At 27.5% G+C, this 13,779-nt stretch carries 8 protein-coding genes, 6 tRNA genes, 1 rRNA gene and 1 other annotated feature; all 15 genes read right to left on the bottom strand.

Annotation, left to right across the window (positions count from 1 at the left end):
• Nucleotides 1-34 precede the first annotated feature (34 nt).
• On the bottom strand, nucleotides 35-3,769 hold the full coding sequence (gene addA / locus NG904_RS15075) for a helicase-exonuclease AddAB subunit AddA (protein ID WP_252232488.1): 3,735 nt from the start codon (nucleotides 3,767-3,769) through the stop codon (nucleotides 35-37).
• 25 nt (nucleotides 3,770-3,794) lie between these two features.
• Nucleotides 3,795-7,253, bottom strand: coding sequence for a helicase-exonuclease AddAB subunit AddB (addB, locus tag NG904_RS15070; RefSeq protein WP_252232486.1), 3,459 nt, complete (start codon nucleotides 7,251-7,253; stop codon nucleotides 3,795-3,797).
• A gap of 28 nt (nucleotides 7,254-7,281) precedes the next feature.
• Entirely contained in the window at nucleotides 7,282-7,800 is a 519-nt protein-coding gene (locus tag NG904_RS15065; RefSeq protein WP_252215870.1) for a GNAT family N-acetyltransferase, read from the bottom strand.
• 210 nt (nucleotides 7,801-8,010) lie between these two features.
• Nucleotides 8,011-8,101: transfer RNA gene (locus tag NG904_RS15060), tRNA-Ser, on the bottom strand.
• Between the two features lie 35 nt (nucleotides 8,102-8,136).
• A tRNA-Ser gene (locus NG904_RS15055) sits at nucleotides 8,137-8,227 on the bottom strand.
• Nucleotides 8,228-8,525: 298 nt separating this feature from the next.
• A tRNA-Ser gene (locus tag NG904_RS15050) sits at nucleotides 8,526-8,616 on the bottom strand.
• Nucleotides 8,617-8,651: 35 nt separating this feature from the next.
• Nucleotides 8,652-8,742: transfer RNA gene (locus tag NG904_RS15045), tRNA-Ser, on the bottom strand.
• A 345-nt stretch (nucleotides 8,743-9,087) separates the two neighbouring features.
• Complete coding sequence (gene serS, locus NG904_RS15040; protein ID WP_252232484.1) at nucleotides 9,088-10,365, bottom strand: serine--tRNA ligase; 1,278 nt, start codon at nucleotides 10,363-10,365, stop codon at nucleotides 9,088-9,090.
• Between the two features lie 53 nt (nucleotides 10,366-10,418).
• Nucleotides 10,419-10,615 (bottom strand) — a binding site (T-box leader).
• 64 nt (nucleotides 10,616-10,679) lie between these two features.
• Complete coding sequence (locus tag NG904_RS15035; RefSeq protein ID WP_252215872.1) at nucleotides 10,680-10,916, bottom strand: DUF1667 domain-containing protein; 237 nt, start codon at nucleotides 10,914-10,916, stop codon at nucleotides 10,680-10,682.
• 18 nt (nucleotides 10,917-10,934) lie between these two features.
• Complete coding sequence (locus NG904_RS15030; protein ID WP_252215874.1) at nucleotides 10,935-12,326, bottom strand: NAD(P)/FAD-dependent oxidoreductase; 1,392 nt, start codon at nucleotides 12,324-12,326, stop codon at nucleotides 10,935-10,937.
• A 13-nt stretch (nucleotides 12,327-12,339) separates the two neighbouring features.
• A complete protein-coding gene (locus NG904_RS15025; protein WP_252215876.1) occupies nucleotides 12,340-12,852 on the bottom strand; it encodes a transcription repressor NadR in 513 nt (170 codons plus the stop codon).
• Between the two features lie 38 nt (nucleotides 12,853-12,890).
• Nucleotides 12,891-13,394, bottom strand: a complete 504-nt coding sequence (locus tag NG904_RS15020) for an HD domain-containing protein (protein WP_252232481.1) — start codon at nucleotides 13,392-13,394, stop codon at nucleotides 12,891-12,893.
• An 83-nt stretch (nucleotides 13,395-13,477) separates the two neighbouring features.
• Nucleotides 13,478-13,553 (bottom strand) — tRNA-Ala (locus tag NG904_RS15015).
• 4 nt (nucleotides 13,554-13,557) lie between these two features.
• Nucleotides 13,558-13,634 (bottom strand) — tRNA-Ile (locus NG904_RS15010).
• 3 nt (nucleotides 13,635-13,637) lie between these two features.
• A 5S ribosomal RNA gene (gene rrf, locus NG904_RS15005) occupies nucleotides 13,638-13,754 on the bottom strand.
• Nucleotides 13,755-13,779: the final 25 nt, after the last annotated feature.

The raw sequence follows: 13,779 nt of genomic DNA, 5'->3' as shown, positions 1-13,779 counted from the left end.
CTACTTTATAAACTCAATACGCTTATGACAATTCCTATATTAAAATTTCTTTCTCTAAATAGAATGAATATAGATATTTTTTATCAACTTTCTTTCCTGTCATTTTAAATATTGCTTCACTATAATATAATAATTGACTTTTATATTTTTCTTTAAATTCTTCTTCATTTTCTACATAATCTGTTTTGTAATCCAACAAAATTATTTCATCATCACATTTAAAGAAACAATCTATTATACCTTGTAATCTTATTTTTTCATTAGCGTACTTTTGTGGTAAAGATTCGTCTAATTCTAAACTACTTATTTCAGTATAGAATGGAACTTCTCTATAAACTTTGCCACCCTTATTATATACATCAAGGATTTTCTTACCTAAATTGCTTTTAAAGAAACTTAATATCTTATATGGATTAATTGAGCTATATTCTTCCTGTAATATAAACTCCTCATCATATAAGTTGTTTAGCTGTCCCTTTATTTCTTCTAATGTTCCAACTTTACTAAAATCTATTTTTTTCATTGCAAAATGAATTGCTGTTCCTCTTTCTGCTGCTGATATTCCTTTTTCTTCTTGAAGAAATTTAGGAGTTATTACATCTTTATTTTTATTATCCTCTTCTTCTAAATCAAATATCTCAAAAGTATCAATATTATCGTCCATATTTCTTCTTTTTAAATCAGACACAGATATATTACTAGTAAGCTTAGTTGATTCCTTAAATTCATACTCATAACCTAATCTTCTATAAACTTCACTTTTAACCTTTTCATTTACATCTTTATCTAAAATTGAAATTTTTATATCCTCTTCCTCTTGATTTTCATCTAATTCATCATACATATCTAATTCATGTTTATTCCATATGCTGATTTTCCACATTGATAAGTCATCTTTACACATTTCACTAGAAAATCCTAATTTCTTTCTAAGGATTTCACCATCTTTATGCTTACATAAAGCCATACCAATCCAATCTAAATAGGATTTGCCTTTTGATATTTCATAAGGCAATACAACATCCTTATCTAAAACTGCTGAGTTAATCCACTTTTCAATAGATTTTTCTGCATTTCTTACTGCCCCTGTTATAATTAATTTTTCCTTAGCTCTAGTAAACGCAACATATAGTACTCTCATTTCTTCAGATAATGTTTCTAATTTCATTCTTTTTTTAATTGCTTCTTTAGGTAAGGTTGTAATACTAGTTCTATTTTCTAAATTAATATATTCAGGTCCTAATCCCAATTCTTCATGATAAAGTATCTTATTATTTAAATCCATTAAGTTAAAGTTCTTACCACATCCAGCTAAAAACACAACTGGGAATTCTAACCCCTTACTTTTATGAATACTCATAATTCTAATAACATCTTCATTTTCACCTAAAATCTTGGCACTTCCCATATCACCTGATGATTTAGTTAATTTATTTATAAAATTAATAAAATTAAATAGTCCTTTAAAACTAGTATCTGAAAACTGTCTTGCTCTTTGAAATAATATCTTTAAATTTGCTTGTCTTAGAACTCCATTTGGCATTGCACCTACATACCCATAATAAGCTGTATCCATATATAAATGCCATATAAACTCATCTATAGGCATATATATTGATTTTTTTCTCCATTTATCAATGCTAGTTAATATATATTCACATTTTTCTTGAAGTTCTTTTGAAATTAATTTTTCCTCAGTAATCTTAATTATATTTTCATAAAAATACTTTTCTTTATCTATAAGTCTAATATCACTAAGTTCCTCTGCACTTAATCCTATAATAGGTGAAATCAATAATGAAAGCATTGGTACATCTTGCATAGGATTATCTATTACTTTTAATAATGACATAATGGTCCTTATTTCAATTGATTCAAAATATCCTGATCCTGTATCCGCATAGACTGGTATCCCTGCTAATCCTAATTCATCTAATAGCACTTCTGACCAGTTTTTAGTTGCTCTTAATAGAATTACTATATCCTTATATTTTAAGTCTCTATATTCACCTGTATCTTTATCAAGCACTTTAAACTTACTTCCATCTTTTTTAGAAATCAATTCATTGATTCTCTTTACTATAATTCTTGCTTCTAAATTTACGTCACCGATTTCTTCTTCTTCCACCTGTAATTTAGAGTCATCATTTTCTTCTTTATTATCACTTCTATCTAAAATATGAACCTCAATTGGACCACCAATTATATCATCATCATTTTTCTTTTCAGGATAACTTGCACCTAAATTTAAAGCTTCAACATCAGTATATTCTAATTCACCTACAGTCTTAGACATAACTGATTTAAATATATAATTAACACCATTTATAACTTCTTCTCTGCTTCTAAAGTTTTTATAAAGTTGAATTTTTCTATTAATTCCTTTATCCAATGAATAGCTATTATATTTATCAATAAATAGTTCTGGTTTTGCTTGCCTAAATTTATATATACTTTGTTTTACATCACCAACCATAAATACATTAGGAATATCAGAGTTTTTTCTTGATACTAATTCTATTATTGCTTCTTGAACATTATTAGAATCTTGGTATTCATCTACAAGTACCTCTTCAAAATAATCTTTAAACTTTTGTGCTATTGTTGATGGTACTATTTGATTTTCCTCATTCTCCTCAATTAAAATCTTTAAACATAAATGTTCCAAATCATTAAAATCTAATATATTCTTTTCTTTCTTCTTAGCATTAAATCTATCTATAAATTCTGAAGTAAGCTCTGTTAATTGATTTATATATGGATAAGATTTTATTATATTATCAAGCATTTTATCTGGAGATGCTATAAAAGTTCCCTCAATTAATGCTGATATTTTCTTTTTAACTTGATCTCTAATTTGCTTAACTAGATTTTGTATATTTTCATCACTTACAGTATTCTTCTTGATAGTCTTTAATCTATTAAAAGTTATTAAACTTAATGAATTATATAAGTCATTTAAACTAGATTCAACATTATTATAAGCATTAACTATTAAATCTAACTCACTGCTAAATCCCTCAAAATAAGGTTCCAATCCATCAGTTTCATTTATTAATTCAACTGCCTTTTGCATCATTTTTATATATCCATCTAGTTCTATTTTTATACTTTCTTTTAATACACTTACCCACTTACTTTCATCTAACTCTTGTAATGTTTTTATATCAAAATCCTCTGAAGCATCCTTTAGCCATTTTTTAGGCCATGGTCCTGCCATTGTAAAATTATATAAGCTTAAAACTAATTCTTTTAACGCATTATCACTTTTATAACTACTAAATGCCTCAATAAATTTTATAAATTCCTGATTTTCTTCATCATACTTATCATCAAATAATTCATCTATTATTTCCATCTTTAAAAGTATACCTTCTGTTTGATCACATATTCTAAAAGATGGATCTAAGTCTATCTTATGAAAATTATTTTTTATTACACCTAAACAAAAAGAATGAATAGTCATAATGTTAGACCTATTTAATAAAGTCAATTGCTTTTGAAGGTTTTTAGAAGTTGGAGTTTCATCTAATTTTTTTGATATGGCATTAGCTATTCTTTCTCTCATCTCAGCAGCTGCTGCACTTGTAAATGTAACAACTAAAAGTTTATCAATATCTATAGGATTTTCTTCATTTGTAATTATTTTTATAATTCTTTCTACCAATACCGCTGTTTTTCCAGAACCTGCTGCTGCTGCAACTAATAGATTACAATCTCTTGTTGTAATAGCACTTAGCTGTTCCTCAGTCCATTTTGTTCCACTCATAAATTAATATCTCCTATCTAAATAGCTAATTTTCTTTTTTATCATCACTTAATTCATCCCTTATGTTATTCCAAATTTCATCCTTGGATTTTTTCATTATAATTTTATATTTATTATCTTCTATGCTACTATCAAATTGGCATATAGATGAGAAATCGCAAAATTCACAATGACTACCATCAGAATCCTTTGTTGGCTGAATCTTTATGTCTCCACATAACATATCTTCACATAAATCAATCATTTTCTTATTTACATACTCTCTAAGTAAATTAAATTGTTCTTCAGTCACTACTTCGCTACCAGCTTTAAAATCGCCATCTTTCTTCAATGCAGCTGGAATAACTAATGAATACCCATCTGTTTCAATACCTCTATCCATAGCTTTAACCACTTTAGCATCTTTTAATATTAATCCATTCATCTTTAAATTACTTAAAACTTCTTTTTCTAATTCTTCAGTAGTTATGTCGCCTTTAGTTTTTATTATAGGGTCATCAACTCTGAAATATAGTACTGCTCCAGGTAAGGCTTGTTTTTTTAATATATACTCAGAGTTTTTTAGTAATGCATCTAAATAAACCAACAATTGCATTTGAAGCCCATAATAAAATTGATTTAAATCAAAATGTTTATTTCCTGTTTTATAATCTACAATTCTGAGATACGTACTTCCTTCTAAATCTAAAGTATCTATTCTATCAATTCTTCCATTTAAATATACCTTTTCGTTAGATGGCAACTCTAGCACAATAGCTTCTCCGTCATTATAACTTCCAAAAGAAAATTCATTATTAAATACCTCAAATTCCCCTCTTCTCATTTGTTCTGATATAACAGATACTGATTTAGATATAACTCTCTTAAATCTCTTTGAAAAGTACTTATATTTATTAGTGCTATTTAATATAGATCCGCTATCTTCTTTTAACTTAGTATCAATTAATTCAGACACTATATTTTTGCACTTTATCATATCAAGATCTGACCACGCAATCTTTTCTTTCTTTACTTTATTAGTAAATGAATCTAAAATATCATGTACAAATGATCCTAAATCAGGTGGAGTAAATTCATATACCTTACGATTTTTAGCCTTTAATCCATATTGGATGAAATATGAAAATGGACATTCCGCATACTTCTCCAATCTAGACACACTAAAGGATAACTTTCCTAAATCATTTTTATAAAGGGAAAGTAATTTATTTCTAGACACCTTTTCGCCTGTGTTAGAATATCTAAGCCCTTTAAATGTATTTTCTATTTTCCATTTAAAATCTTCATTTTCCTTAAACCAATTATATACTTCTCCCCAATACTCCTCATCTATGTCTTCATCCTCTAGCTCTCTTCTTAATGCAAATATTAATTCATTAAAAGTTGGTATTGGAGAAATAACTTTATTAAAATGATCATTTCTTTTGCTCAAATCATATAAAGAACTTTCCTCAACTAAATTAGGCAATATTTTCTTTATTCTAGATATTATTATAGATGGTCTTAAAGATTTACCCTCAAAGTCTGCCATAGGATATGATAACATTAAATATTCACTAGCGATTGTTAATGCCGTATACACCACAAACTGCTCCTCAAAAGCTTTGCTTCTACCATCAGCTGCTAATACTACTCCAAACTCTTTAAGTTCAATTCTATCTCTATCTGATAGAATTCCCTCGTCTTTATGTGCAGCTGGCAATATTCCATCATTAATTCCAACTATATATAATGCCTTTACTTCTCTACCTTTTATTCTAGCTATATCTCCAACATTAACTTGGTCTAAAGCTACTGGTATAACACCTATTTCTTCATTTTCAAAACCAGAATTTAATATTTTAAAAAATTCAAAAGTATCTACTACATCAGATCCCATAACTTCTACAGCTTGATCTAATATATCTATTACTATAGATTCAACTTGTTTATATTCCTTCACCTTATCTTCTAGCTTTAATTCTTCAAATTTAATAATCCACTCATCTATTCTTTCAAAAGCCTTAATACTTAATAAAAACTCATATAGAGCTTTACATATATCTCTAACATTATGTTTACCTTCTATTAATTTATGGAATGATATAAGAGAATTTCTCACCTCTTCCATCACATTGAATATAGTGAGTTCTTCTTCAGTAGCACCATTTTCTATGCTTATATTTTTAAGTTTTTTAATCTCTTCTTCATTCCATTTATAACTCTTTATTCCATGTTCTAATACAAAGTTTTCTAATCTATCAATATCATAAGTATTAAAGCCTGTTAATCCGCTCTTTAAGTATTTAAATACACTTTCGTATGACCAATTTTTTAATAAAACTTCAAATGCAGAAGTTATTAAAATAATTAATGGGTTATTTAATAATTTTATTTTTTGATCCATAAAAAATGGTATTTCATAATCATTAAAAATAACAGAAATTATCTTGTTATAGTCCTCTATATTTCTGCACACCACAGATATATCTCTAAATCTATAATTTCTATCTCTTACTAATCTAATTATATCCTGAGCTACTTTTTCAATTTCATCATAGGTGTTATTTGCTTTGTATAATCTTACATCCTTATTTTTTCCCTTATAAGATTTAAATGGATATGTTATACAATACTTCTCTATATGAGCTAACTCTTCACTATTTTTAAATCTATATGGTAATTTAGAATTTAAATTAATAGGATTTAAATAACCTATATTATTTTCCTCCATTAACTTTAACAACCTGTTTTCTGTATTTTCAATACTGCTAAATACATTAGTTATATCTTCAACATCACTATTTTCTACTTTATCCATACAAAAAGTTATGTTAACCACTGATGTCTTAGAAAGTATCCTTATAATCTCTAATTGTTGAGGAGTAAATGTTGTAAATTCATCTATCCAAATTTCGCTATTTGCATAAATGTTATTAGCTAACAACTTTTTAGCTAATAAAGTAAGCTCATCATCAGTATCTATATAAGAGCTGTGCATTTTTACATTAAACTCCTCGTATATTAAAGATAATTCTCTTATCTTTTCAACTAATTCATTATCATCTATTTTATCTGTTAAATCTCTTAAAGCATCTATATCTATATTATATTTTTTAAATTCAGTAATTAATTCAGATATTATATTATTAAAGCCTTGTTCTCTAGACATTTTTTTAAAATAGCTTAAATCATCTATCTTTTCATTTAATACTTTGTTAATTAACATATGCTTACCAGTGTCTTTTATAATTTGTTTTACTCTTCCACCACATTCTTCAAATACCTTTTGACACATAGTTCTAAAGCTCAATACATTAGTATTTAAAAATGCTCTTTCACCTATATTATTTAAAACCTTATTTTCAGTAGTAAAAGTATACTGTTCTGGAACTAATAATATTATTTTCTTTTCTTTATCTGAATCTATTAACTTTTTTATCTGATTTATACAAAATGAACTCTTTCCACTACCTGCTCTTCCATAAATAAACCTTATACTCATAATTACTCCTATATTTTTATTTAATAATTTATAAAGCCCTCTGTTTTTTTAGAATGCCCATAATTATTATGTCTGTATACTTTCCATCTATATAATATATAGCTTTTCTTATTTTCTCTTCAATAAACCCACACTTCTTATAACATTTTATAGCTCTTATATTTTCTGCCGCAACCTCTAATTGTATTCTTTTTGCATTTAAATCATCAAACAAATACTTAATTAATGTCTTTATAGAATCCTCACCATACCCTCTGTTCCAATATTTTTTTCCTATAGTAATACCTATTGAATAAACATTGTTGCAATAATCATTTGGTTTATAAGTCATAAATCCTACTAAAACATTCTTCTTATTAATTATACTTACTGCTTTTCTTTTACATATGCTAACATTACTTGAATCTTCATCAATATGAATTTTTTTATCAATATCTAACATCTCATCATTATATTTTTTTACCTCATAATCGTTAGATAAATCAGATAATCGTTTAATATCGCTAGCTTGCATTAATCTCAAATAAACTTTTTCCCCTTTAAGCATAGTTCACCTTCTTAAGAATTACTTATATTATTATTATACTATCTCTAATAAAAATGCTGCATCATATTTGCAAATATTACTATCTAAATTCAAAAAAATATTTATAATCTATTTCTAACTTAAAATTAGAAAGTTAATTAATCCTGCAAATTATATAAACTCTATAATTTTATACAACAAAAAAACACCTAGTAAAAATACTAGGTGTTTTGGCGGAGAATCCGGGATTTGAACCCGGGCGCCAGTTGCCCGACCTACGCCCTTAGCAGGGGCGCCTCTTCAGCCACTTGAGTAATTCTCCATGTGCCTTCTAAATTAATTTTTATATAAAATTAATGGCGGAGAGATAGGGATTCGAACCCTAGGTACGCTCACACGCACGCCGGTTTTCAAGACCGGTGCCTTAAACCAACTCGACCATCTCTCCACAACTTACGAAGTTTATTATAACAACTAATATTTAATATGTCAATATAATTAAAAAAATTTAGTTATGATTTTTTAATTAAGTATAATTATATCTAATATAACGTAATCGATTTTTTATTCTTTAGGTTTTACTTCTTAATCCTTAAAAAATATATATTTAGAAATAACGTTGTTATTTCAACCTAAATTGTCAATTCAAAAATATATCCATAACCTTAAATTTCATCAGCCTTTCAAGCTTTAAAATATAATTTCCTAAAGAATAAAAAAACATCTAGTAAAAATACTAGATGTTTTGGCGGAGAATCCGGGATTTGAACCCGGGCGCCAGTTGCCCGACCTACGCCCTTAGCAGGGGCGCCTCTTCAGCCACTTGAGTAATTCTCCATGTGCCTTCTAAATAATTCTATATAAAAAAAAAGTGGCGGAGAGATAGGGATTCGAACCCTAGGTACGCTCACACGCACGCCGGTTTTCAAGACCGGTGCCTTAAACCAACTCGACCATCTCTCCGTGACTACATGAGTTATTATATCAACATATATATACTCTGTCAACATAATTTATTAAAAAATTTTATATTTTTATGTAAATTATATTTTATGAATTTATACATTCCCCTAAATAGTCTATTTTACTACATTTCATCAATTTATTAGATCTAAAATAATCTATATGTTATCTTTATAATTATTTTACACTTGTAAAAGCAGCATTTACTATAAGTTATAATATTAAACTAAAAACTTAATACTATTATAATAACTAATTTTTATTATAAAAATTTCATTCAATAAAAAGTAGCCTATATCAACTTACCGTGTAAATATAGACTACTTTATATCTATCTTAAATTAATTATTTTATAAGATCTACGTTCATAAATCTTTTTATTGCTTCTGGAATTTCAACTGTCCCATCTTCTTTTTGGTAGTTTTCTAGTACTGCTGCTACAGTTCTACCTATCGCAACACCTGAGCCATTTAAAGTATGGATAAACTTAGGTTTATCTTTTGGTGTTTCTCTATATTTTATATTAGCTCTTCTAGCTTGGAAATCTTCAAAGTTAGAACAACTTGAAATTTCTACATATCTATTATAACTTGGCATCCAAACTTCTATATCGTATTTTAATGCTGCAGTAAATCCTAAATCACCTTTGCATATTCTAACTATTCTATAAGGTAATCCTAATCCTTGTAAAACTGATTCAGCATCTTCTACTAATTTATCTAATTCAGCATAAGAATCTTCTGGTTTACAGAACTTAACTAATTCTACTTTATTGAATTGATGTTGTCTTACAAGGCCTCTAGTATCTCTACCAGCTGATCCTGCTTCTGCTCTAAAACAAGCTGAATATGCTGCATGTTTTATTGGTAAAATATCACCACTTAAAACTTCATTTCTATACATATTTGTAACTGGTACTTCTGCTGTTGGTATTAAGAAGTATCCATTATTTTCTACTTTAAATGCATCTTCTTCAAATTTAGGTAATTGACCAGTTCCTGTCATACTATCTCTATTAACCATGTAAGGTGGTAATATTTCAGTATATCCATTTTCAGTAGTGTGTTTATCTAGGAAATAGTTTATTATTGATCTTTCTAATCTAGCTCCTAATCCTTTGTATACTGTAAATCTAGATCCAGCTACCTTTCCACCTCTTTCAAAGTCTAATATATTAAGGTCAGTTCCTAAATCCCAGTGAGCTTTAGGTTCGAAATTAAATTTAGTAGGTTCTCCCCATTTTTTAATTTCAACATTATCTTCATCAGTTTCTCCATCTGGAACTTCTGGATTTGGAATATTAGGGATTCTAAGCATTATGTATTCTATTCTCTCATTTATCTCATTTACTCTAGTATCGAAGTTTTTAATTTCTTCTCCTAGTTTTCTCATATCATTCATTATTTCAGTAACATCTTCGCCAGCTTTTTTTAACTTAGGTATTTCTGCTGAAACTTGATTTCTTTTACTCTTTAAGCTTTCAACTTCAACTAATATTTTTCTTCTTTCTTCATCTAAAGTTACAATTTCATCTATAACTGCTACGTCAAAATCTTCTCCTCTATTTGATAATAATTTCTTTATTTCTTCTGGATTATTTCTTATTCTCTTTAAATCTAACATTATTATTCTCTCCTTTTAATTTTTTATATAAAAAAAGAGCCTTTCTCCCCTATAAAAGGGACGAAAAACTCCGCGTTGCCACCCTAATTAATAACATAAATGCTATTCACTCTAAAATTTAACGATATTACCGTACTGCTTAAATCACAGTCCCTCAAAGGTGGATTCACAATACATGAATATTAGTTTACACCAACCACTAACTCTCTAAAAATCATGATATTACTACTAGCCTTATCTAAGGTTTACATATTAACTTGTATTAAATATATTATATTAAAATGCTTATATTTGTCAATATATTATAAGTTTTTTTATATATTATTATCAATTTTTTTAGTACATATAATATCTATTCCCGTATTCATTATGTTTTTACATATTATATCACCAATATCTATAGGTGCACTAACATAAATTCTACTGAGAACTTTTGAAAATTCCCTCCATAATTCCTTTTCTATAGGATTATTGCTTTTTACAGAAACAACTTTATGATTGGGGCTTCCTTTTACTCTAACTAAACTAGTAAAAATATCCTTACTGCTCATAAATACATCTCCTAAATTCTATATTTCCTTAAATTCCTTAATTCTACTAGATACTATATTTGAATCTTTAGAGTCTTCCACTATATCTAAAATATTTTTATCCATTTCTCTTGCTAATATTTTTATTATCTTTATATCGCAATAAGCTCCATTACAATTTCCTCTACCAATACCAGTACGTCTCTTTACACCTTCAACAGTACGAGCACCTAAAGGTCTTCTAATACTATCAATTATTTCACCTTCAGATATATTGTTGCACACACAAACTATATTACCATATCTTTTATCTAAAGAAATAACTTCATTTCTTTCTTCATTTGATAAATTTTTAAATCTATATACTTCTCTTCTTTTATCTATATAATCTTTTTTTCTAATAATATTTAAATTATCCTTTAAAGTATTTTTTATCTTAAGGGCAATAGCTGGAGCAATAGTAATTTTACCATAGTGAGTTCCTGTAATCTTTATATATCCATTATCTAACTTACTATCATCTATTATCATTATATCTTTATTATATACTTCTGCAAACATATTACTCACAAAATCCTTTTTACCTTCAGGAAATATACTTGCAGACATATCAATTCCCTCTTCTAAAGATAAAATATGATTACTTTTTATTCCTATTAAATTACCATTTTGTAATTTAGGATTATTTATAACAAAAGTCGTATCATCTATATCGTCTATAAGAATTGTTTTTAATTTGTCTTCTGATTTATTTTCAAACATTATATAGTTCATATTTTTATAATCATATTCCTCTTGAATATGATTAAAAGATATTTCATCAGGTATTGTATTAACTACAACTTTACAAGTAAACTTATTTTTATTAGTAGTTACCTTGAAACCACTAACAAGACTTTGAATATCAATTACTTCTTCTTCTAATTTAAAGTTTACTCCATTATCAGCAGCAACTTCAGCATAAGATATCGCTAGATCATATGGAGAAATAACTGCTACATTTTCAGAATATAGTGCCTTATTAACTTCTATATTTAAGTTAGGTTCAATCTTATAAAGAAGTTCTTTATCATTCTCTATTAAATGAACACCTTCTATATCTCTTTTTTTAGCTCTTTTATACATAATGTCTAATTTATAATCTTGATTATTATTAGATGTTATTCTCAAAGCTCCTGTTTTTTCATATGATACATTAAACTTTTTGCAATGTTCTTCAATTAATCTTCTACCTATGCTTTCAAGCCTTGCCATCATATCATTAGAAGTTTCTGACCCATCATAAATAACTGCTGTATTTATAAATGATATATCGTCAGCCACATCATAATCCTTTTCTATTAATGCTATATTAATATTATATTTTGATAATTGATAAGCTACAGCACATCCTACTATGCCTCCACCTAAAATAAGTACGTCATAATCCATATATACTTTCCTCCTAATCAGATACTATAAATCCATTTTCCTTTAATTCATTTATAATACTATTTATATCTTCTTGAGTATCTGCTGATATAGTATGAATGTGTACACCATTAGTTAACACAGATAATAATCTACCTTCTTGCTTCTTATATTTTTCTGCAAATTTATTCAATTCATTATAATTCTTAATCATTAACATCCCTCTTATTTCTCCATACAAAGGATGCTCTACTATAACATCTTCAATAGTACCACCATACTTAATAACTATACCCATTTCATCAACTAATTCTTCTTCTTTATGACTTACGGCTATTATAGCTTTTATTTTATTTAATTCATTATTAATAATATATCCATCAGGAGTAGCCATTATATTATTTCCTTTAGCTCTAAGTATAGCTATATCTTTTACTATTATTTGTCTTGTTACTCCATATTTATTTGCTATTTCAACACCTTTTAATGGGGTTTTACTTTGAATTAAACTTTTAAGTATACTTTCTCTTCTTTCAATAGAATTCATAAATTTTACCCTCCATAACTTATTATGTTTATTTAGGCTTAATTTTTACTATCACATATATTTAATATCTTTAAATATAAATTTTCTTCAATTTCGTCTAAATTTTTATGATGATTTTCTATGCAATATAATATTTCTTTATCTTCAATGTTTATCTTTTCTAATAATTCCTTACCAATTGCAGGATGATTATAATATTTAGTCATTCTACTATATTTATTATACTTTAAAAAGTTGCCCTTAGTAACTTTATTTATAATTACTACTGTCCCTTTTTCAATTATATTTAATGAAATTTTCACCTTACCTATATCATGTAACAATGCACATTTAGCCATTTTAAATTCATCTACAGTATCATAATCTTTTCCCATAAGAATTGCTTCTTTGCATACTCTAAATGAATGAATTCTGTCTGGTTTACTTAATCTCATAAATAATTTTTTTTCTTCTATACTTAAATATCTATTTATAAAATCAATATCATCATCTTCAAAGTAAGATAACACCCCTAAAATAAATTGTTTTATTCTATATAACATAATTTGTTTCTCCTAATAAAAAGTTAGATACTTTTAATTATAACAAAAAAAGCTATGAATTAGCTTCATAGCTTTTAAATAAATGGTGGAGATAAAGAGATTCGAACTCTTGACCCCCTGCGTGCAAGGCAGGTGCTCTCCCAACTGAGCTATACCCCCAAAATGGTGGACCTTCAGGGACTCGAACCCCGGACCTACCGGTTATGAGCCGGTTGCTCTAACCAACTGAGCTAAAGATCCCTTACCTGGCAACGTCCTAATCTCCCACACAGTCTCCCGTGCAGTACCTTCGGCGCTATAGATCTTAACTGTCCTGTTCGGAATGGAAAGGAGTGTTACTTCTATGCCATCATCACCAGATTCGGATTGAAAGAATGTTCTTTCA

Source organism: Clostridium sp. ZBS15 (assembly GCF_023845705.1).
GTDB lineage: Bacteria > Bacillota > Clostridia > Clostridiales > Clostridiaceae > Clostridium > Clostridium aquiflavi.
This window is presented reverse-complemented; position numbering and strand designations above follow the sequence as displayed.

Excerpts from the sequence above, each read along its gene's own strand:
- NG904_RS15065 (WP_252215870.1), bottom strand. The coding sequence starts at position 7,800 with ATGCTTAAAGGGGAAAAAGTTTATTTGAGATTAATGCAAGCTAGCGAT.
- addA (WP_252232488.1), bottom strand. The coding sequence starts at position 3,769 with ATGAGTGGAACAAAATGGACTGAGGAACAGCTAAGTGCTATTACAACA.
- NG904_RS15025 (WP_252215876.1), bottom strand. The coding sequence starts at position 12,852 with ATGAATTCTATTGAAAGAAGAGAAAGTATACTTAAAAGTTTAATTCAA.
- NG904_RS15030 (WP_252215874.1), bottom strand. The coding sequence starts at position 12,326 with ATGGATTATGACGTACTTATTTTAGGTGGAGGCATAGTAGGATGTGCT.
- NG904_RS15020 (WP_252232481.1), bottom strand. The coding sequence starts at position 13,394 with ATGTTATATAGAATAAAACAATTTATTTTAGGGGTGTTATCTTACTTT.
- NG904_RS15035 (WP_252215872.1), bottom strand. The coding sequence starts at position 10,916 with ATGAGCAGTAAGGATATTTTTACTAGTTTAGTTAGAGTAAAAGGAAGC.
- addB (WP_252232486.1), bottom strand. The coding sequence starts at position 7,253 with ATGAGTATAAGGTTTATTTATGGAAGAGCAGGTAGTGGAAAGAGTTCA.
- serS (WP_252232484.1), bottom strand. The coding sequence starts at position 10,365 with ATGTTAGATTTAAAGAGAATAAGAAATAATCCAGAAGAAATAAAGAAA.